Here is a 21,554-nt window from a genome sequence, read left to right as displayed (position 1 = left end):
GAGTCTGGGCCGTGTCTCAGTCCCAGTGTGGCCGTTCACCCTCTCAGGCCGGCTACCGATCGTCGCCTTGGTGAGCTATTACCTCACCAACTAGCTAATCGGACGCGGACCCATCCAAGAGCGGATTGCTCCTTTGGTTGTCCGGGGATGTCCCCAGACAACGTTATGCGGTATTAGCAGCCCTTTCGGGCTGTTATCCCCCACTCTCAGGCAGGTTATCCACGCGTTACTCACCCGTCCGCCACTAAGAGCTTCCATCGAAACTTCCGCTCTCCGTTCGACTTGCATGTGTTAGGCATGCCGCCAGCGTTCGTCCTGAGCCAGGATCAAACTCTCCACAAAAAATGTTGTAGATAAAGCTTGAGTCAAGCTCTCATTAATGAAATCATTTCCGTCCCGCTTGCGCGGGCCGAATTGACAATTGACTTTAGTTTCGCACGCTTTTGCTTTAACAACTGTTTGATTTTCAAGGACCAGAGGCGTTACGGTTTGTAACTTTAACACATCGTCAATTTGAAGTCAAGCAATATTTTCGCTAGTTTTGCTTTGATTTTTGATGTGTCCGCCGCAACGAGATAAACTATATCACGAATCCAAATCACCTTTCAACCGGAAATTCCGGGAGAAACTACGTAATCTTGCCTTCTATTCGCTTTCAATCTCAATTATCTCGATTTTTCTCCATTCTTTTCTCTTTCTTCACCAGCTTCTACTCTTTTTCCTTGGGTTTTATAAGACGAACAGGACGATTACTGCTTACTGTAAACTTCTTACGGGAAACCTCGGGTTGTTTTTGGTGTGGGGACGGTTATGTGGAACGATCTGAGCGTTAGCTTTTCATGAGTGTAACTTGCGAAGAGGAAAAATTGATACTGTCTTCGACTTTCAAAAAATAATGGGAAGGTCGAAAAAGAACAGAGGTTCCTTTTCGACCTTCCCATTTACATAAACGTTCTAGTCTTCCCGGTGCCGCATCGTCGGGAAAAGAATGACATCCCGGATCGATGGCGAATCGGTGAGCAGCATGACGAGACGATCGATGCCGATCCCTAGACCGCCTGTGGGGGGCATGCCGTACTCAAGTGCTGTAAGAAAATCTTCGTCCATCATATGAGCTTCCTCATCACCAGCTTCCCGGAGGGCCAACTGCCGCTCAAAACGCTCGCGCTGATCGATAGGATCGTTCAGCTCCGAGAAGGCGTTACCCAATTCCCGGCGCGTGATGAAGACCTCAAAGCGGTCTGTGAATTTCGGATTTTCAGCGTTTCGTTTAGCCAGCGGAGACACTTCGACGGGATGCCCGAAGATGAAGTGAGGTTGCACCAGGTGCTCTTCCACCTTTTCCTCGAAGACCGTATTGATGACATCACCGCGAGAGTCTGTCGACTTCACTTCCACGCCGAGGCTTTTTGCTGCTTCCCGTGCAGCTTCATCGGTTTCAATCGTATGGAAGTCAACGCCAGCATACTTTTTGATAGCGTCGAGCATGTTCAACCGGGGCCAAGGCGGTGTCAGATCGATAGGCTCACCCTGATAGGTGATCTTGGTCGTGCCCAAGACTTTGAGCGCTACGTCGGCGACCAGGTTTTCCGTCAGTTCCATCATATCTTTGAAATCGGCATACGCCTGATAAATCTCGATCATGGTGAATTCGGGATTGTGACGCGTCGAAATCCCTTCATTCCGGAAAATCCGTCCCAATTCATAGACCCGCTCCAACCCACCGGCGATCAGCCGCTTTAGGTGCAATTCCAAAGCGATCCGCATGTAGAGCTTCATGTCGAGGGCGTTATGATGGGTGATAAAAGGACGTGCCGTCGCCCCGCCGGCGATGGGATGAAGAACCGGCGTCTCCACTTCTAAGAAGTTCTTTTGATCAAGATACTCCCGGACAGCCCGGATGATCTTGCTGCGCAAGACAAAGGTCCGCTTAACTTCCGGGTTGACGATCAGATCGACATAGCGCTGGCGGTAGCGAAGCTCTACGTCTTTTAGGCCGTGCCATTTTTCCGGCAGCGGATGAAGCGACTTCGTCAGCAAGGTAAACTCTTTTACCCAGACAGAGATCTCACCCATGCGCGTTTTAAACACATGGCCTTCCACGCCGTAGATGTCACCAATATCGGCCTTATTGAACAGTTCAAAGGCGTCCAGACCGACATCGTCTTTGCGCACATAGATTTGAATCGTTCCAGTGATGTCTTGAAGATTGGCGAAACCGGCTTTTCCTTGATTGCGCTTGGCCATCATCCGGCCGGCAATACGGACGGTCTGATTCTCGAAGGCCTCAAAATCTTCTTTGATGGCTTCGGCATGGTGGGTCGGCTCATAGCGATCCCCAAAAGGGTTGATGCCTTTTTCCCGAAGCTCTTGCAGTTTATCTAGACGGACTTTGACTAACTCGTTATCGAAATCCATGCTTGTCCCTCCCCGAGAAATCGAAAAGGGGCCAGGTCACCCCTGGCCCCTCCATCAGTCTACGTACGGTGTCTATTGAATGCTGCCGCATAAAATCATAGATGAGTCCGGTGATGCTATGCTTTTTTATTGATGTCGACGATCTCGTATTTAATTTTACCCATAGGAACCTGGATTTCGACGGTGGCACCTTTGGGCTGACCGAGGAGAGCTTTGCCGACAGGGGACTCGTTGGAAATCTTCGATGCGCTCGGATCCGCTTCGGCAGAACCGACGATCGTGTACTCAAACTCGGAGTCATCTTCCAGGTCGCGAAGCAGAACCCGGGAGCCGATCGTAACCTTATCCGTTTCTACAGCTGCATCGTCGATCAGCTTGGCATTGCGCAGCATTTTTTCGAGGGTGATGATGCGGCCTTCCACGAAAGCTTGTTCGTTTTTGGCATCTTCGTACTCGGAGTTTTCACTGATATCGCCGTAATCAATCGCCTGTTTAATTCGTTCGGCCACTTGGCCGCGCTTGAAAGACTTTAAGTACTCCAGTTCCTCTTCGAGTTTCTTCAGTCCTTCTGCAGTTAATATAACTGGTTTTTCTCCCATACGTTCGCTCCCCTACCTCTTATCAATGAAAGATAACTTATGCTATGTGACCGGTTATGGGTGTATGCCCCGAACGCCGTTACATCACGCGGGGTCTTGCACATTCTACGCCAAAGGGACCCGCATGACAACTGATTCTGCTGCAAAACTTAAAAAAGTTGGTCGACTGTAGACGTTACACGGAATAAGCACTGCCAAACGGTCGCGAAAGCCTGCGACCGGGCAGTGCTTGCCTGTTATTCTGCAATCTTTAGTTTAGTATTATATCCCGGTTGCAAAATATTGTCAACATTGAGTTCTTCGCCCACATCCCACTCGGTGACGGATCGCTGAAAGCCGCGCAACCCGGTCAAGGCGAATCCATGCTTCTTGGCTAGGAGAGAAATCTCTTCCACCCGGTCGAAGAAAAGCTCTCGGCCTAAGGAGAAGCATTCCATCCGTCCCTCTAAGGCGAGGATCATCGTCTCAGCCATACAAGCATAGACCGTTCCTGGCGGAAAGCCAAAATTAAAACCAAGGTTGACCTCGCCAGGCACCTTGACGACTCCGCCTTCGATCACCCGTACATCGGGCCGTTCTAGGGCAACCCGCTTCGAAACGTCTCGCGGTCTGGCCACATCGCAGACGAGCGCTCCTTGCTTCAAGTATTCCGGTTCGATGATCGCATCGGCTGCACTCGATACGGCCACGACCACATCTGCATCCTTGAGCGCCTCGACCATGTTCGTCGTCACCTTTACCGCCAGACCTGTTTCATGGAGAATCCGGTAGGCCAGCCGGTGCAACCGATCAGGCTTCCGTGCTACCAAGGTTAGATGTTGTGTTTCGCGGGCTAACAGCCGGGAACAAATGGCACCGACGGATCCGGTCGCGCCGACCACCACCACCGACGCTTTGGCCAAATCGCAGCCCATCATGGCCGCTTTCCGGCGGGTCGCCTCCAGCGCCGTCGCCACCGTATAGGAATTGCCCGTCGTCACCGGGACAGGCAGTTCTTTCGCCAACGACAGCCCGGCATCGCCGACAATGGAGGTAAAAGCACCTAACCCGATGATCTGTGCCCCTAAGTCCACCGCTTTCCAGCAAGCCCGTTCAATCTGTCGAAGCACCGTTGTCTCTGGTAGGGCCAGCATCTGCCGGGCCGTCAGCGGGCAGGCGATAAAAAAGCCGTCCACCTCTCCATAAGGTGAGCGGACCCCTTGAATATAGGAAGCCCGGATCGGCGGTAGACACCGCGTGACCCCTTCGACAATGGGTTCTGGCAAATAACGAATCCAAGGAAATTTACGGGCTACGTCGGCAACTGTAAGGGGATGGATGATGAACGCAAACCGTCTCATGCCGACCTCCTATGGTCGTCTGCCGAGAATCCAAAGACTCCATGCGAGGTTGAAAACCTAACCGGTCCAGCCAGTGGTGATAGTCTTCTGGACCGAGCTCTTCAGGCTTTCGACCGGACAAGGCCACCAACAAGCCTTCCATCACGTTCGTGCCAAAAGAGCGTCCATCGAGTTCCGGCGTTGTGGTGATCAGCAGGGAAACCCCGCGGTCTTTCAGCATTTTCACGTCTTCCGCTGTAACCGTATTGGTCAACAGGATTTTTCCCCGCATATCTGCCGGCATATACCGGCGAATGTAATGAAAATCCCCGGCGACGACATCCGCCTCTTCATAGGCTCGGGAAAACCGGGGACGACAACTTTCTTGCCGCCGGCCGGTCGGATATAACCAGTGAAAGGGCAAAAGGCTAACCACTGGAATAATTACGCGCGAAAACTGATTTAATGCCTCCAAACTGCGAAGCGGCAACGGCAAACCCACACCAAACATCAGGTCACCGAAAGTCACCCGGCATCCCTGCTCCACGAGACCCTCGGCCAGGCCGTACCGATCGACGGCACAAACCATGAGCACCTTTTGTTCGGGCCGTAGCAACCCACGAGCTGACAAGGTCTTCACGGTCCGTCGTTCTAGCGTATCCTTCAAACCGCTGCCATCGACGACCGGTGTCACCTTGGCCACCTGAGCCAGCTTTTCCCCGTCTCGTAGAACATACTGACGGTGACCGGCACGAAGATATCGGTCAATTCCGCCCAGACCGATCGCATCGACCTGTCCGTCCAAAGCCTTGATGGTCGCCACCGCTCGCCCCATATCGCCGTCGACGCCAATTCGTTCGACACAAATCGTCTCGTCCAATAAATTCAGTTCCACTTGATGATTTCGCCGGGATGAACCTAGCGAAACACTGACAACGCGCTTCACCCTACGCCTCCAGATCTTCAGTTCACTCCTGCGCTTGACAATGAGGATAACCAACATCCCCAGAAGGTATGTGTTATCTTTGCCTCGCTCTTGCGGCATCTAGGTTTAAATGGTATTTTATACCCAAAAGAAAGTTCTTTAGTCATATACTACGGAATGGAGTGACTGCGTTGAGCACGCTGATTGCCTATATAACCAAACGGGGTACAACCGAATATTGCGCAAAACAACTGGCGGAAAAAGTGGAAGGCCCGGTGGAACTGCTGGACGTACGAAAAAACCCCGTCGGTGCCGACTGGTCTGCCTATGATACGGTCATCCTCGGCGTTCCCATCTACGGTGGAGACATCGAACGGGAGTTCAAACAGTTCGTCCGGGAGAACTGGCGCTTTATCCTCTCGAAGCGCTGTTTGGGCCTGTACATATGCGGCCTCTTCGACGGCGAAAAAGGCTTAGCCGAGATCAAAAAAGCTTATCCGGAACAACTGACGAAAAAGGCGCTTATCGCCGATAACTTCGGTGGCCGTGTGGTCCAAAGCGAACTCGGCTTTATCGAACGGACCGCCTTCCGGATGGTCACTAAGATCAAAGAGGACTATTCCAACCTTTCGGAAGAAAAAATCAACGCCTTCGCAGCCCGGATCAACGAGGCTAGAACGGCACCTCCGCAGAAAGCATCGGCTTCAAAGTAACCCCCTTCATCTTCTAGACTACCTGGAACAGTAGGTACCCAAAAACCAACCCTCAAACAGTCAACCGAGGTTATATGAAAACTAAAAGAGACCCATCGGTTCGTTTACTCAACCGAGGAGGTCTCTTTTTTCGCGCCCGGTTATGCGTACCCTGATTTTGAGCTGAATTTTGCACCCCGACTTTTCGTACCTCGAATTTCAACCTTACGATGGTTGCCTCTGCTCCAGTCGCACCTGCTCCGCTTTCGATCGTCTTTGCAATAACTGATTCACGACTGTCGCGATAGGCTGCTGCAGGAGGGACATAAACACGATGGGAACGGAAACTCGAAAGTCGAAATACCCCGTAGAGAAGACGACCCCTAAGGCGATATTCCGCATCCCGCTAGAGTAAGTAAGTGCTATCACATCCTCATTCGAACGGCGAAGCACTTTTCCCGCCACAAAGCCCATCAAGTAAGCCACCACAATCGTCGCCGACAAGGCCAACAGGATAATTCCCGCTTTGGACCAACCTTGGACCAAGTAATCATGCATGATGGCCACATTGATGGCCACGACTAAAAAAAGAGCTAATTTTGAAAGCAGACTCAACCCTGCTTGTACCGGCCCTTTGGGGTCCCAAAAGCGATAGGGGTGGAAGATCAGTCCCAATATGCAAGGGATCACGACCATGATCAGCATGTCCATAACCAGCTTTTCCACCGGTAAGGAACCGGACGTATGCAAGACCACATAGCTGAAAACCGGAAGGATGATCGGGCTGAGCAGCGTATCGAGAACGACCAATGCCAGTGAGAAAGAGTTGTTCCCCCGGGAGATGTTTGTCCACACCGAAGCTGTGACAGCCACCGGAATCGTCGAACCAATGACCATCCCGATCACGGTCTGTGGGTCCTTGGGAAAAAAGATCAGCCCCATTAAAAAAGCCACCGCCGGGATAAACCCGTGCAGCAACAGCAACGACGTCATAAACAGGGCCGGCTCCCGAAAGAGCGTCCGAAATTGAGCCCAGGAACAGTTCAAAGCGCCGATGAAGGTCATATAAGCAAACATCCAATAAACCCAGGCCTTCTCGTTGTGCAGTCTTGTCCAGAAAAAAAAGCCAAAGACGATCGCGCCGGGAATGAGTAAGAACATCCCTTTTTCCAAGTACCGATTCCCTCGAATGACCCACTCCGATGTCATGGATTCCCTCCACGGTAACTGCATTTCTCACATTTTTCGTTCATTTGATCTATCGCTTTTTGCACCAGCTTAACGGCAAACCGTTCCGAATGGCATTTCAAGCTTGACACGATAGCATACATAAGCACGGCGTTCATCTCACCGTTGTTATTGTCATCCATGAGGGTGATGGCCGCCTCGATCTCTTCCAAATACCGCTCCCCGATCTCGTTGAGAATATCTTGGGCCAGTTGCTCGACATCGAATGCTTTGTGCATACGCCCACCTCCTCTTCATATACCTCCTTTCGACGAGCCGCCCTCATTTTCCTTGAAAATGTATCTTAAATTCATCGCCGCAACAACGATTCCAGCACATCGCCAAAAGGTTGATCGGCCACTTGTTCCATTACCCGGTCGAGAGTCGTTTTCTTCCGCAAAGACCCTGTGAGCAGAATCTGCACTTCTTGCTCATTATTGACTAACAAGGATGTCACCACCAGTGAGCGGCTTAGCAAACCAAGAATGACAAGGATCGCCGGGGGTTTTAGTTGACTCAGATTACGGGTGAGCCAATCGATATCCAATCCAATCGCATTATTAGTACCGTTACAATTCCCCTTACCCTTTCCATTGCCTTTTCCGCCTTTTCCCTTGCCATTCTCACAGTCTTTAACGGCTTCGTTCCCGTTCGACTTGCCCTTTAGATTACATGTTTTTGGCTTGCGGCGCATTCTCTTGTTTCCCTCCGGCGTCACAAGCCTTCACCACCTTGAGAATGCTCACCCAGCGAAAACGGACGTCGCTGGTACTGGCCGTTTTGTTCCTAACCCGACCGCTAATAAAATAAAAATGGCTGTAGTGATAATCAACAATACGTCTCTAGACAAGCTATCGTCATCACTGCTTCCGCTTCCATTGCTGCTTCTATTACCGCACCCATTTCCGTTCCCGTTTCCATTCATAAGTTCGTACCCCCTCGGGATTTCTCCTTCTCTCTATCTTATGAGTAAACCCGACATTCGGGTACAAAGGCTCTACGTCCATCCCGGCCTGCCAGCCGATGCGATGAAAAAAGTCGGCGAGCAGACAGTTAAACTCCTCCCGCTGGCAGAGAGACGTCGGATCGAACGAGTCGGGCACGACCTGCAGTGACGCATCAGGAATGGCCTTAATCAACCGTTTCATCATGCGAATAGCCAACTCTGACTCACCACCGACGATTCCCAGGCAGGGACATTGGATCTGTGCGAGCGTTCGAGTAAAGTCGACCTTGCGAATCATCCAACGCGTCTTCACCGCATCGAGACCGCGAATCTTCGGGACCTCGGCCCGGAGCACCTGCTGGGCATAAGGCCAGGGTTCGTAAAAATCCATCAGTATCGACGTCAACCAAGGCTTTGGCAGCAAAAACATGGGCGACGCCAGCCAGGTCATCAGCCAAAGGCTCGCTTCTTCCCGATCACGCGGCTTTAGCTCGCTGAAGGTGTCCACTAAAATCAAAGCCCGGCAGAGACGGGGGTAGTTGAGAGCAAAACGCTGGGCGATGACCCCGCCGAAAGAGACGCCGCAGACAGCGGCCTCTTTAATCTTCAAAAACCGCAACAGCGACGCCAAATCCCGGGCATGATCTTCGATGCGAGTCGACCAGGCCATCTTCCCCGACCGTCCGGTCCCACGCACATCATAAGTGATCACCTGATGGCTATTCTGAAAAGCTGCCACCTGAGGCGCCCACATGCCATGGCTGACGGCGACGCCCGGAATGAAGACGACGGCTGGCCCCTCTCCATGGATCTCATAATAAATGTCTGTACTGTTTAGTCGTTGAACGGGCATATCATCCCTCTTGTTCATCCAATTCCGATGGCCAATTCATTTCCCTATTCTATTCTCGGCCAAGAAGGTCGGACTCATGTAAAAAAGAGGAACAAAAAAATTGACCCCGCCAAAACTAGCAGGGTCGTTGTTATTCGTAACTGTGATGACGTGACACGTTTTTACGCTTACACGTTATTTGATGACACGTTATTGGGTTGAACGTTACTTATATTAAACGTTTGTCGTTAAAGGTTGTTATCGCACTAGTTATTCCTTGATAACCGTAGTAACCTATGGGGTTATTTCCCGGGATCGTTTGCAAATGCCGGCGGCACGAAGGGCTGGCCTTGATTTCTATGATGGTAGTCTTTGTTCTCAGGCTCTGTCAAATGGCAGACGGTACAGTTGCCATTGGCGCCGATCGGACCTGCGAAACCTTGATATGTTTTCGGCTGGTAATTGATCTCACTGTAGCCCAGCGCTTCTGAAGCCGGATAAATCATATGGGGCGAACCGTGGCAAGCGGCACACATCATATCGCCGTTGTCAGCTTTATCAAAACGGAACAATTGATTTTTATCGGTGATCCACTGGTTATAGGAGGTCGTCTTGGTGCTTGCCTTCGTATGGGCGTCCGTATGGCAGGAGAGGCAGTCCGGTTGATTGATCCAGTTGGCCCGCGCCTTCGCCTCAAAGCCTTCCGGTAAAAAGGGCTTTAATCGTGCAAGCGACTTCTGGGCAGCCGGCAAATCCTTTTGCTTCATCAGTACAGAGGCGGCATGCTCCGGCAGAGTGCCGTGGCAACTTTGGCAGTCCATGCCGAATCCTCGGTGAACACTGCGTTCACAGTAGACTTGTCCCTTCGAAGACGAAGGGTGACACATGCCACAGGTCTCGATAGAACCATTTTGCATGTACTGAGCGTGCTTACCATGCAGGGCCGCCGACATGGAGAGCACATTCGGTTTACCGGGGGCACCGACATTGTTTGCTTCATGACAGTCGAGGCAGTATTGAGGTCGACCAGCTGCTGCTTCGGCCAACAAGTTAGTACCTACATTTTTGTCGTGGTCAGCCAAAATGTCTCGCGCCGTGTCATCGGACAGTCCTACACCGTCCCGTTTAGGCGTTCCGCCATGACAGATATAACAACCTAATTCACCGCTGACCGGGGCTGCTACTTTCGTATCGGTCAACAGCTTGCCCGTAGCGGTTTCAATCGCTTTCACACTAAACATGGGATAGGCGTCGACTTGGCCTTCGTCATTATAGGGGGATACAGGAATGCCAATGGCTGTCCAGGCTTTTTTCACCGGGTCCAGCTTAAACTGGCCTTGATCGGCAGCTAAGCCTGCTTTGCCGACGTTCTTGGGGATGTCCTTTTTCAGAGTAATCGGGGCGTAGTCCCAAAAGTTAATCGTTTTTGATGGATCGCGGTGGTTCGCCGGCGCTTCATAGGTCAGTTCGATGCCTTCCGTTACGATCACCGGCGGGTCGCCCCGCTTGATCACTTGGGCCCACAGGTCGTTGCCAGGTGTGTGGAAGCTAAAATACTTGTCGTTGTCGCTGGTACATTTCATCCCGATAGACTGCCAAGACATGATGACGTAATCGCCTCGTTGAGTCTTCGCCGAAGTCTCTGCCGGTGAACCGGGCGGGCCGCCTGTCTGAGTGGTCTGAGAACAACCCGCCAGTAAGCCGCCAGCTAAGAGGACACCGGCGACGGCGAAGATCCCTGCTTTAACACGACGCATTATCCTGGAGGAATGACGAGTTTTTCCGTCCAACCGCTCATCTCCTTTCACATATACCCCGTTTGTGTAACCGCATCCCCGTTTTACTGTACTTTTCGGATAATACCCCCCAACCCTATCCCAACTTGTCCCTAAGTGTACTCAAATTTTCGTCATTTTTCAATAAATTTAGAATATTATCTTTATAACAAACTCTATTTTCCGCCCTCCAAGCTTGGCCCGGGACATTTCCCTTGCAATTTGACCGAGTTCAGTTATAGTTATCATAGGACTAAATATCCCTTGGATAAGCATTGCACTACCTTTGTTCCACAAAAAAATTTACATAAAGGGGATAGGCATAATGGAACCGATCAAGTCCATCAAGCTGGCGACCCAAAGCCCCTGTCCCGCCTTCGGTGGGCTGCGTATTTTGACGCGGCTGGAAGGATTCCTCCCTATTCTTCTAGGTAACCACGGGTGCTACTACGGCCTCAACTTCCTCTCCCACTTCTACGCAGCACGCAAATCCATCTACGCCCCGATGTTGTACTCCATCGATTTCGCGGACCGGAACCTTCATCACAAACTGCTGGAAGCGATTCAGCAGATCATTCGGGAGGAAAAGCCCGAATTCATCCCTGTCATCAACCTTTGCGTGGCCACCACCGTCGGTATCGACATCGACGAAATGGCCCGCCAGATCCCGGAGATCATCCCAATCCGCATCACCGGATTCGGTACCCGCAGCCACGCTGAGGCAAAAGACGTGGCCCTCGAAGGGATCTTCAAAAAGCTTAAGCAGTTGGGCGATCACAAACTGCGCGAACCGAAAGCGGTGGCCGCCGTCGGTGAAATCTTCCCAGCCGACGCGATCACCCTGGAAAACCTGATGGAAAAGCTGGGCCTCAAGTTTCGCGCCCAGGTCCCGAGCAAAGACATTAACGACTTCCGCAAAGCCCTCAACGTCTCCACCATCGCCTGCCTCCATCCCTTCTACACAAAGACGATGCGGCAGTTCGCGGAAGTGGGCATTGAACATATCTCCGGAGCTCCTGTAGGGATCGAAAATACATACAACTGGATTAAAGACATCGCCGCCAAAGCCGGCGCCGATGCCGCCCTCGCCGAAAAAGTGGCTCGTGAAGAACAAGAAGCCGTCCGCCGGGTTATCGAAGGCCCCTTGAACTTAAAAGGCGCCCGCATTCTCGTCGCCGGCTATGAAGGCATTGAACTGCTCGTCGCCCGGCTGCTCATCGAGGCCGGTGCAGACGTGCCTTATGTGTCCACCTCTATCGGCAAATCAGCCCTGACCGAACCGGATGTGAACTGGCTCTTATCGCGGGGCATCGAAGTCAAATTCCGCAAGTCTGCCGCCGACGATCTCGTCGCCGTAAAAAAGTACAAGCCTGACATCGCCCTCGCCGCGACAGACGTAGCGGCCATGGGAAAAGAACTGGGCAGCGCGTCGGTCTACTTCACCAACCTCATTTCTGCCCGGCCCCTCTTCTTGGCCCACGGCGCCGAAAACATCCTCGGCCTCATGCACCACCTGCTCAAGTCCCGCAATTCCTTAAACCGAGTGCGCGAATTCTTCCAGGACACCGAAATGGCCCGGTCCATTCCTGTGCAGGAAGTGCAGGAGTATCTAGGCTGCAGTGGTTGTGCCGCATGCGACGACAGGGAGGCGAACTAAGACATGCAGATGATTCGCGATGTGGACCTCACCAACGGCTATTGGGGCGCCCTCTATGTCCTCGCCCCCATGCGCGGCAACTTTTGTGTCATCATCGACGGCCCCATCGGCTGCCACTACGTGCCCGTCGACTCGGCCTTAAACTATACCGATGCCATTCCCTACCTGCAAAACGTCTATGCCACCCATATCTTAGAGGGGGACGTCGCCCTTGACGGCACCTTGAACAAACTGAAAAAACTCTGCGGCGAACTCATCGACCACTACGATGACATCTTCATCCTCTCCTGCCAGGAGAGCGAGATCATCTCCAGCGAAGGCTCCATGCTAGAAGCGGAAGTGGACGGCCGCCGCATCTGGTACATCCATACCCGTTCTCTAGACAGCGATGATTTCCAGGGCCGGGATGACCTCATGCTCCACCTCTATAAGCATGTGGCCGCGAAGCTCCCCCGGCAGCCGAAAAAAACCTCGGACAAGCCGCTCGTCAACATCATCGGCCCCACCTTCGGCAACTTCAACCATTATGCCGACTTTGCCGAAGTGAAGCGGATCGTTCACGGCATCGGCGCTGAGATCAACGTGGCTTTCCCCTTTGAGTGCGCATTGCACGACATCACCCGACTCGACGATGCCGCCGCTAACATTATCATGTATCAGGAATACGGCCAAAAGCTCGGTGAAGCGATGGGCAAGCCTATGTTCTTTGGCCCCATCGGCCTCGAAGCCACACAAGAATTTATTCTCGGCCTCGGTGACGCCCTCGGTCTTCGTCCACAAGCAGAAGCCTTCATCGCCGAAGAAAAACGGACGACACTGCAAGGTTTCTGGGACGTATGGCGCTCACCGCACCAGGATATCTTCCGGACAAACACCTTTGGCGTCTACGCCCACAAGACCTATGCCGACGGCCTCAGCCGCTTCCTCCGGGATGAACTCGGCTTTGAACAGTACATATACGGCGTGAAGACCGACCGCTACCGGTCGAAAAATGCCATGAATATCGAGGACGCCCTTCTGGAAAACCCGCCGACCCTCTTTTTCGGCTGTGTCAACGAAAAGATCTACATCACCGAACATATCTTGCCGACCCGCTTTTTACCGGCGGCGACCCCCATGCCGATCGTCTGCCGCTCCACCGGCACTCCTTTCATGGGCTTTGCCGGCGTCGTCTACATCACTCAGATCGTGAGCAATGAACTCTTTGACATCCTCTACAGCCATATCCACATCGAATACACGCCAGAAAAAGACAAGCGGCGCCGCGATCGGGAAATAGCCCGTAAAGAGTGGGAAGACCAGCTTAAAGGCAAGCTCGTCATCACTGAAGTCAAGTGGCCTGAGGAAACCTTGGCCCACATGGAAAAAGTGCTGAAAAAAGTGCCTTTCTTCGTCCGGGTCAGCGCCTCGAAGATGTTGAAGGTAGAAAGCGAAAAGATTGCGAAAGAACAATTCCGCGATTACGTGACGATCGAAGATGTGGACCAGGTCTACAGCCGGTTCAAACGGTAAGAAGCTCGTCGGTGCGCTTGCTGTTAAAACACCTTCGGAAAGGCAGGTACGCCATTGCTGGGACTTCTCTCGTTGCCAACTTGGTTTGTGCACTTCGCCAGCTTAATCGAATGGGCCATGGCCATTTACTTCATCTACATGATCGGCCAGAAGCTGAACAACATTTGGCTGAAGCGAATGCCCTGGGCCATGCTTCCCTACATGCTCAGCGGCGTCTGTGCCATCTGGTACCATTTCACCTATGATACGGTCGGCTGGCTCAGTGATGCCCAGAGTTACCTCACCTTTCTGGGCAGCGCCTGTTTCGGCGTCTGGGGATACTTCTTCCTTCGCTCGGCCAAACCGAAGCTCTTCAAACGGGGAGGAATGACCGAACGTGTCTAGCACCGCTGAAATGGTCATGACCCTCTCCATCATCCCCTATCTCTATTTTCTCTACTGCCTCAAACAAGTCCGCAAGAACAACCCCGACCTAATCCATCCCCGGACCGTATCGGGCTTCATGACCCTGCTCGGATTTGTCGCGTTTACCGCCGTCACAGGGGTCATCGCCACCAAAGTTATGGGGGCTTCCACCTTAGGCCATGTAGACTTTCTCCACGGCATCTCGGAATCAGGGTTGACGATCACCAACGGCATCATCCTGTCGGGACTGCGGAAGCATCTGAAGCAGTTAGAGGAAAAGGAGACCAATCAATAGAAATTGAATAGAGCCCAATAAAAAAAACCCGGGCGGCTGGAATCGGCCTCCCGGGTCGTTCGTCGAATAGGGTATAGTTGTAACACTCGGATGAGTGGACCTGGATTACATAGGTCGATTGTGGCGCAAAGGAAACTGTGAATAACGGGAGTTGGAAAAATGTCTGAGAAACATTTTTACGCCGTATACGGAAAAGGCGGCAGCGGGAAAAGCTTCATCATCTCGAACCTCTCCAACGCCACCGCCCGGTTGGGCAAACGGGTTCTGCAAGTCGGTTGCGACCCCAAACACGACTCGACAGTCATTCTCTTTAACGGCGTAAACCCGCCGACCTTATTGGAGTACTGGGCCGAACTGCAGGAACACTCGGACGAAGTCGATCCGACGCCCCGTGTAGAAGACATCATCTTCCGGGGAAAAGGCGTATACGCCCTCGAAATCGGTGGTCCTGAAGTGGCCATCGGCTGCGGCGGCCGGGGCATCTCTCTCGGTTTTGAACTGCTTGAGCGGCTGGGCCTCTACCAATGGGATTTCGACTATGTCTTCCTAGACTTCCTCGGCGACGTCGTCTGCGGCGGCTTCGGGGTTCCCATCAGCAAATCGATCGCCAAGTCGATCATCCTCGTCGCCGGCAACGACCACCAGTCCCTCTACGTGGCCAACAACATCTGCTCAGCCGTGGCTTCCTTCGCCAAACTGGGCGGCAAGTCCCGCATCTTAGGGATGGTCATCAACAAGGACGACGGCAGCGGCTATGCGGAGCGGTTCTGCGAAGAAGTAGGCATCAAAGTGCTGGCCAAAATTCCCAATAACCCGGAAGTGGCCAAACTGAACGCTGCCTTTCAACTGGTCAGCGACATCCCGCCTTATGATCAACTCTTCTCCGACCTGGTCCAGCGCCTGCCTCATGAAGAAGGTATGCTGCCGAAACCGATGGACTTCGACAAGTTCTCGAAAATCTACCGGGATATCCCACAGGTGACGTTGGAGCGAGTGACGTCAGCGGAGTTGTTTAAGCGGTAGCACTCAATGTAAGTTACTGATATAGTCATGAATGATTTATTTCTACTCTCTTATGTTACATATTCGATTCATTCGGCCGAGGATTACTATCCTTGGCCTTTTGTTTTTAGTGCATTGATTTTGTAGGCATCCGAATATCTAATATGATGAGGCGTCCGACCAAAACAACAGCCCGGCCATTGGCCGGACTGCTTGATTTTTATAAACGTATTCTCTCTGCCTAGACTCTTTCCTCTAAATAATACTTGTGATTTTTTCGATATTTTCAGCTGCGGTAGCCAACTGTTCCATTGAGGCTGATATTTCCTCGGTAGCTGCCGCTTGTCGTTCTCCTATTCCTGCGGTCTCTGTTAAAACTTGAACCATACCGTTAACATCTTTCTGTATATCCGATAAGATTTTGTTGATATCTCTTACTGCCTTTCCACTATTATCGGCCATTTTGCGAATTTCTTCCGCCACAACAGCAAAACCACGTCCGTGTTCACCCGCTCTAGCCGCTTCTATCGCCGCGTTTAGTCCGAGAAGATTTGAATTTGCAGCGACTTCACTAACAAAGTTTAATATTTCGTCAGTCTTCTTCACATTGGTTGAAATCTTCTCACCGTTACTTGTTAGGTTTAGAAGGTTATTGGCCAATTGACTAGCCGTACCCGCCAATTCTTGTGTAGTTTCACTGATTTGTTCGGAGGTTATAGCGATAGAATGAGCTGCACTTTGTAAAGTTTCTTGAGCAATCATACTCGTCCCGGTTGCAATCACTCCTATTAAAACTCCGTCCTCAAAAATTGGAATCGAAAGGGTCTTAATAGGAACACCGTATAGTTCTTTTGATAGTATTTGCTGTACTTCTTTTCTAGTTCTAAGAGATTCTGCGATTGAGCCAGTCGACGCGACTTTTTCACCCACAGTCGCGTTTAAGGAATATTCCTTGGCCTGCAAAAGTTTTATTATTATACCCTCGGTATTTGCGATCATCACGGTACAATCTAACGGCGTTAATTTCTGGAATAACTCTGCGTATTCAGCGATGATGTCAAGCTTAGACACAAAAAATCCTCCATTATTTTTTTAGCCCACTATTACACAATTTCTATATCGGTGAAGAAAAATTCTTCGTCTATCGATACTTATGATCTACACTGCCTCACTTTGACACCCCCGCTGAAAGCGATACTGATACACAGAAAAAAAGAGGCCTGGTACATACGTACTAAGCCTCCAGTTTTTCTGGTTTGCCCAATCCACGACAACTTTGTCTGCTTAATTATAACGATCATTAATGGTTTATTCAACCAAAAAATTAAGATTTTTTACAAGCCTCGCCCTCAAACGCGACCTACCATATCATTCTTACCACAAGCGGGGTCCAACCGAACGTGGACCATCCGGCGGCTTTAAGTGGATATGGTTTTATTGTTACTGTGTGGATTGTATTAGATTATAATCAGAATTTTTGCAACCAAAGAGCGAAACGCTGGCCAACGCTAATCGAATAATCATTTATCAGATAATCTTTTATACTCCTCTGGAGTCATTCCAACATATAACTTAAAATCCCTTATAAAATGAGCTTGATCATAATATCCTAAATTTGTTGCTATGTCACTCCAATCAATTTGTTTCCTCTGGCTTATATCTTCCAGTGCTTGATGAATTCTATATCTCTTAATTACCCATTTTGGACCTACTCCTACGTATCTGCTGAAAATTCGTTGTAATCTTCTTTTATGAATTCCACTTTTTTGTTCTACATGTTCAACTTTCATAATTTCTCTATCATTCAAGATTAGGGTTACAAGTTTTCTTGCCAAATTAACATTTTGATCGATATTTATAACTTTTCCATCAATAAACTCTTCTATAATGTGTATTACCTTTTCTATACTGTCTTGGAACAAAACAATATCCTCTAACCGTTTTCCTTCATCACCAAAAACCCGTTCTAAACTTAGTCTTTTATCCGTTATAGAGGAGATATCCCTTTTGTAAAATGGGTAAAATGCACCCGGATGGAACTTGACTCCAAACACTAATCCGTGATCCTTGAGTTGATACATAAACTTTCGTGTTATAATTCCATAAATCCCAGAAGAATTTCTATCAAAAACCAAATGAATAGACGGATGTGGAAGTACCTCCTGTATTTGGGACTCTTGACCACGTAGGTCCCATTCAACACACCAATAGTGCTCAACATAGTTAACCGCTTCACCTGAAGGCAAATAGCAAATCAGCGAAAAATCGTTTTTCCCAATGTTACTTTTTAGAATTCCTCTCGGCTCTTCGAATTTTATTCTCAATCATCATCACCGTAAAAGCAAAGTGTCGCATTCTTACAATACAAAACCTTTTACAAGCAGTATATTTATTACACGAACATTTATTCTATAACCATCTAAACATATACCTTTGAGACCGAGGGGGTTAAGTATTGGATCTTATATATGAATTTTTCATTCATGGAGAGCCAGAACAGATTTGGAACGTCATTGTATCTGGACAAGAAACAAAGAAGGTCTATTTTGGAAGTGAAATTCAATCTACCTTTGAAATTGGAAGTCCCGTAAAGTATGTAGGGCCAGGTTTAGATGGTCCTTCGACAGTTCATATTCACGGAAAAGTTCTTAAATATGAGCCATTAAAAACATTTGTACACAGCTATAAAGGCGGAAATGCTTATCTAGGTGGTGATCCTCGACATAAAGAATCAAGAGTTTCTTACACTCTTGATTTAATAGGCTCTTGTACAAAACTTACCCTTATTCATGATCATTGGAGCGAAGGTGATCCTAGTTACGAGAGTACAAAAAAAGGTTGGTGGATGTTGTTGTCTTCCATTAAATCTTTAGTTGAGACAGGAAAACCACTAGATTTCTCGTTAGGTCTTCTTCATGATTATACAGAATAAGAACTTCAAAGAATAGATTCTACAGGCAGCAGTAATTTCCACTCCCCCAATCAGTGGGTATACAGAGGCCCGTCTATATGGGCTTAATCTATAATCAGAAAAACAAAAGCTCGCTGTGGTCGGCGAGCTTTTGTTTTTTTACAGCATTAAGACGTTTCTGTCTGATCCGAGACCATTTTCTCAACTTCTTCTTTTCCTGATAGACCTTTTTTCCGAATCGACTGGGTCCTACTTTGAGCCAATGCGGTCGACCAATCCATAATAAGCCGATTGGTCTATCCATCGAGTTTCGCTTTCGTTGCCCAAAGCTTGTATCCCACCGAGCCTTTGCGCTGAGTGAGACGACCCACGTCAATCCATTGTCCTCCGTAAATGTACGAGCCTTATATTCGGGTCAACTCATAGGTTCCCGGTAACCGCGAAATAATATTAAACTCCCGCCATAATACCTCCGTCTGCAATAACAGGAGAACCTGTCATGCATGAAGAATCGTCTGATGCAAGAAAAGTAGCTATCTTTGCTATTTCCATTGGAGCAATCGGTCTTCCAATCGGTTGAATCGATGGAAGCGCTTCCAATACAGCTTCTCTACCGCCAAATAATTCAGCGTGAGCATCATTCATTGTTGTATCGACCCAACCGGGACATATGCAGTTAACTCTGATATTATCTTTTGCAAAATCTAACGCCATCGCTCTTGTTAGCATTAGAATCGCTCCTTTAGAAGCTACGTAAGCAGAAAGTCGGGGTTCTGCAATAAAACTATTAGCAGATGCCATGTTTATTATCGAACCGCCTCCTGCCCTCTGCATAACAGGAATAGCATATTTAGCTACTAAAAATTGGGATTTCACATTAATATTCATCGTTTTATCCCAAATATCTTCTGTCAATTCAATAACAGATCCAGGGATATTAACGGCTGCATTATTACATATAATATTTATTGTTCCAAACCTATTAACGGCAAATTCAATAAGCTCTTTAACATCTTTTTCGGAAGAAACATCTGATCTGGAAAAGTAAACATCAAATCCTTTTCCTTGCAACTCTTTTTCAAGTTCTCTTCCTTCTTCTACCAAAATGTCACAAATGATTACCTTGGCTCCCTCTTTTAAAAAGTCCCTAACAATAGCCTCCCCAATTCCTCTCGCACTTCCAGTTACGATTGCTACTTTGTCTTTTAATCTCATAATTGACCCCTCCCGACTTTTATTAAAATTGTTATTTTTACATATTGTCAATATTGGGTCCATTATTTTTGTATCCCTTTGATTTTACAAACCCAACTATTGCTCCAATCACAATCCAACTAAATCCTACTATCATTGTCTTTCTATCAAAACCTGACCATACAAAAGCACATACAGATAGTCCCATAAAGGGAAACAATAAATGCTCTAAAATTCCTTTAAACCCACGTTCATTTTTCTTAAAAAAGAAATATACAATTACAGATAAGTTTAAAATCATAAACGCTGTTACGGCACCAAAGTTAACAAACATTAGAATGGTTGTTAAATCCAATGTTAAAATAAGGGCAAGAGATATAACTACAGATAACAAAATCGCATTTATCGGTGTCTTATATTCTGGATGAAGCTTTTTCAATATATTCGAAGCAGGGATTATATTATCTCTACCCATTGCAAAAAGTATACGGGATACTGATGATTGCACATTCAAAGTTACTGCAAGTCCAACTGCAATAACATTAATGAGAAGCATTGCGATATAGAAATACTGACCTCCTATTTCTTTTGCGATATCGAACATCGCCATGTCAGGATTTAGGTCTGCATAATTATTATGAGCTAGACAAGCAAAATAAGTTTGGATTAAAAACATAATGGCAGTTGTAACTAATGCAACAACAGTTGCTCTTCCTACTACCTTTTCGGGCTCATTCACTTCTTCTGCCAATGTACTTATTCCGTCAAATCCGACAAACCCCAATAAGATCAAAGAAGTTGCCGTTGCGACAAAATTCCAGTCAATATGTTCAGGTTGATATATTGGGAGTAATGAAAATCCTCCTACGCCCAATCCCTCAATAAATACATATTTAATAGCGAATGCTATAAATAAAACCAAAGCTATAATTTGTATTACAAATAAAAATGTGTTTACTTTTGCATTTAATTCTACACCGCGAATATTTATGATGGCTGTAATGATTATGAATACAATAGCTAAGACCTTAGGGTCGAGATTCGGAAAAATTCCTGTTAGCCATATGCCCGAAAATAAACACATAAGGGCAGGAGCGAGAATATAATCAGATAAAATAGTCCAACCCGCAATGAATCCGACATGTGGATTGAATCCTTTTACGACATATGAATAAACTGACCCTGCATAGGGAAATTCTTTACTAAATCGGGCATAGCTTGAGGCAGTGAAAAGCATAAGTACTGCTCCGATTAAATACACTAACGATACCATTCCGTAGCTTGCCTGAGCGGCTGCTCCAAACACTTGAAAAGGAGCAAGGGGAGACATTGTAATCATTCCGAAAATGACTAAGTTTTTCATAGTTAGTGTTCTTTTTAATTCTATTTGCATAAAATTACTCCCATTTATTTTGATTATTACCTGGGGACAATCCTGTTTTTTGATTCATCTATAATCGGTATTCTAATTCAATAGTAACCATATACTTGCTTTGTGTACTTTATCATCCTGTTTCGTAACCAACTCTTCTATCTTTCTGACTCTGTTCCAGATCTTTTTGTTTTTTATTTAGCTCAAAAAGCCCCTCCATTCGAAACCCATCCTGTTCATTAGGATTCTATGTCTTTTACTTATCTAAATGACTAAAAATTTCCTCCTTTTCAATCATTATTCTTATTGTTTTTTGTCTACCATGCCATTATGAGTATCTGTCCTAGCTGACGGAAGTCAGAGTGTAATCGATAAACTCCTCCCACATATATCTAACGCGTTTTCAACACCCCTACCGTAAGTAAAAAAAGAATTTTGGCCTAATGGAATTTTTTGCAATTTAAAGGATTATG

General features: G+C 48.3%; 20 protein-coding genes and 1 rRNA gene. 7 read left to right on the top strand and 14 right to left on the bottom strand.

All coding sequences use genetic code 11. The features are described from left to right. From H1S01_RS18050 to H1S01_RS18030, 5 genes are all read right to left on the bottom strand, one after another. Positions 1-342, bottom strand: a 16S ribosomal RNA gene (locus H1S01_RS18050); the annotation flags it as partial. Positions 343-954: 612 nt separating this feature from the next. Then, complete coding sequence (gene lysS / locus H1S01_RS18045; RefSeq protein WP_188041788.1) at positions 955-2,418, bottom strand: lysine--tRNA ligase; 1,464 nt, start codon at positions 2,416-2,418, stop codon at positions 955-957. A 116-nt stretch (positions 2,419-2,534) separates the two neighbouring features. Next, positions 2,535-3,017 (bottom strand): transcription elongation factor GreA, encoded by a 483-nt coding sequence (gene greA / locus H1S01_RS18040; protein ID WP_155477934.1) that lies wholly within the window; start codon positions 3,015-3,017, stop codon positions 2,535-2,537. 236 nt (positions 3,018-3,253) lie between these two features. Beyond that, positions 3,254-4,357 carry an NAD(P)H-binding protein gene (locus H1S01_RS18035; RefSeq protein WP_188041787.1) on the bottom strand — a complete coding sequence of 368 codons (1,104 nt, stop codon included), beginning with the start codon at positions 4,355-4,357 and terminating at the stop codon, positions 3,254-3,256. After that, positions 4,302-5,282 carry a quinate 5-dehydrogenase gene (locus H1S01_RS18030; protein ID WP_188041786.1) on the bottom strand — a complete coding sequence of 327 codons (981 nt, stop codon included), beginning with the start codon at positions 5,280-5,282 and terminating at the stop codon, positions 4,302-4,304. Before H1S01_RS18030 ends, H1S01_RS18035 begins: the two co-directional genes overlap by 56 nt. A gap of 170 nt (positions 5,283-5,452) precedes the next feature. Between H1S01_RS18030 and H1S01_RS18025 the strand changes: the two genes are divergently transcribed. Then, positions 5,453-5,974: a flavodoxin domain-containing protein gene (locus H1S01_RS18025; protein ID WP_188041785.1), complete on the top strand. Its 522-nt coding sequence runs from the start codon at positions 5,453-5,455 to the stop codon at positions 5,972-5,974. A gap of 204 nt (positions 5,975-6,178) precedes the next feature. Here H1S01_RS18025 and H1S01_RS18020 read toward each other — a convergent pair whose 3' ends face one another. The 5 genes from H1S01_RS18020 to H1S01_RS18000 form a co-directional block, all read right to left on the bottom strand. Further along, the gene (locus H1S01_RS18020) at positions 6,179-7,162 is read right to left on the bottom strand and encodes a bile acid:sodium symporter family protein (protein ID WP_188041784.1); all 984 of its coding nucleotides are present in this window, start codon (positions 7,160-7,162) and stop codon (positions 6,179-6,181) included. Then, complete coding sequence (locus H1S01_RS18015) at positions 7,159-7,419, bottom strand: hypothetical protein (protein WP_188041783.1); 261 nt, start codon at positions 7,417-7,419, stop codon at positions 7,159-7,161. Before H1S01_RS18015 ends, H1S01_RS18020 begins: the two co-directional genes overlap by 4 nt. Before the next feature lie 71 nt (positions 7,420-7,490). Beyond that, a complete protein-coding gene (locus H1S01_RS18010) occupies positions 7,491-7,874 on the bottom strand; it encodes a hypothetical protein (protein ID WP_188041782.1) in 384 nt (127 codons plus the stop codon). 196 nt (positions 7,875-8,070) lie between these two features. Then, positions 8,071-8,979, bottom strand: coding sequence for an alpha/beta fold hydrolase (locus tag H1S01_RS18005; RefSeq protein WP_188041781.1), 909 nt, complete (start codon positions 8,977-8,979; stop codon positions 8,071-8,073). 281 nt (positions 8,980-9,260) lie between these two features. Beyond that, positions 9,261-10,748 (bottom strand): hypothetical protein, encoded by a 1,488-nt coding sequence (locus H1S01_RS18000; protein WP_188041780.1) that lies wholly within the window; start codon positions 10,746-10,748, stop codon positions 9,261-9,263. A 310-nt stretch (positions 10,749-11,058) separates the two neighbouring features. Here H1S01_RS18000 and H1S01_RS17995 point away from each other — a divergent pair, with 310 nt between their 5' ends. The 5 genes from H1S01_RS17995 (at position 11,059) to H1S01_RS17975 (ending at position 15,625) form a co-directional block, all read left to right on the top strand. After that, entirely contained in the window at positions 11,059-12,390 is a 1,332-nt protein-coding gene (locus tag H1S01_RS17995; protein ID WP_188041779.1) for a nitrogenase component 1, read from the top strand. A 3-nt stretch (positions 12,391-12,393) separates the two neighbouring features. Further along, complete coding sequence (locus tag H1S01_RS17990) at positions 12,394-13,902, top strand: nitrogenase component 1 (RefSeq protein WP_188041778.1); 1,509 nt, start codon at positions 12,394-12,396, stop codon at positions 13,900-13,902. Between the two features lie 54 nt (positions 13,903-13,956). Further along, positions 13,957-14,286 carry a DUF2499 domain-containing protein gene (locus tag H1S01_RS17985; protein WP_188041777.1) on the top strand — a complete coding sequence of 110 codons (330 nt, stop codon included), beginning with the start codon at positions 13,957-13,959 and terminating at the stop codon, positions 14,284-14,286. Next, a complete protein-coding gene (locus tag H1S01_RS17980; protein WP_188041776.1) occupies positions 14,279-14,602 on the top strand; it encodes a DUF3593 domain-containing protein in 324 nt (107 codons plus the stop codon). The genes H1S01_RS17985 and H1S01_RS17980 overlap by 8 nt, the downstream gene beginning before the upstream one ends. 159 nt (positions 14,603-14,761) lie before the next feature. Beyond that, positions 14,762-15,625 carry a chlorophyllide a reductase iron protein subunit X gene (locus tag H1S01_RS17975; protein WP_188041775.1) on the top strand — a complete coding sequence of 288 codons (864 nt, stop codon included), beginning with the start codon at positions 14,762-14,764 and terminating at the stop codon, positions 15,623-15,625. A gap of 234 nt (positions 15,626-15,859) precedes the next feature. On the opposite strand, the gene H1S01_RS22385 is transcribed toward H1S01_RS17975, so the two are convergent. After that, on the bottom strand, positions 15,860-16,675 hold the full coding sequence (locus tag H1S01_RS22385; RefSeq protein WP_188041774.1) for a methyl-accepting chemotaxis protein: 816 nt from the start codon (positions 16,673-16,675) through the stop codon (positions 15,860-15,862). A 449-nt stretch (positions 16,676-17,124) separates the two neighbouring features. Continuing rightward, positions 17,125-17,928: a helix-turn-helix domain-containing protein gene (locus H1S01_RS17965; RefSeq protein WP_188041773.1), complete on the bottom strand. Its 804-nt coding sequence runs from the start codon at positions 17,926-17,928 to the stop codon at positions 17,125-17,127. Positions 17,929-18,059: 131 nt separating this feature from the next. Between H1S01_RS17965 and H1S01_RS17960 the strand changes: the two genes are divergently transcribed. Further along, positions 18,060-18,536: an SRPBCC domain-containing protein gene (locus H1S01_RS17960; RefSeq protein WP_188041772.1), complete on the top strand. Its 477-nt coding sequence runs from the start codon at positions 18,060-18,062 to the stop codon at positions 18,534-18,536. A gap of 429 nt (positions 18,537-18,965) precedes the next feature. On the opposite strand, the gene H1S01_RS17955 is transcribed toward H1S01_RS17960, so the two are convergent. Then, positions 18,966-19,730, bottom strand: coding sequence for an SDR family NAD(P)-dependent oxidoreductase (locus H1S01_RS17955; protein ID WP_188041771.1), 765 nt, complete (start codon positions 19,728-19,730; stop codon positions 18,966-18,968). A 37-nt stretch (positions 19,731-19,767) separates the two neighbouring features. After that, a complete protein-coding gene (locus tag H1S01_RS17950; protein WP_188041770.1) occupies positions 19,768-21,102 on the bottom strand; it encodes an APC family permease in 1,335 nt (444 codons plus the stop codon). Positions 21,103-21,554: the final 452 nt, after the last annotated feature.

The sequence above is a fragment of the Heliobacterium chlorum genome (genome assembly GCF_014502795.1).
GTDB classification, from domain to species: domain Bacteria; phylum Bacillota; class Desulfitobacteriia; order Heliobacteriales; family Heliobacteriaceae; genus Heliobacterium; species Heliobacterium chlorum.
Note: the sequence above shows the minus strand (reverse complement) of the source record. Positions and strands in the feature narration are given on the sequence as shown.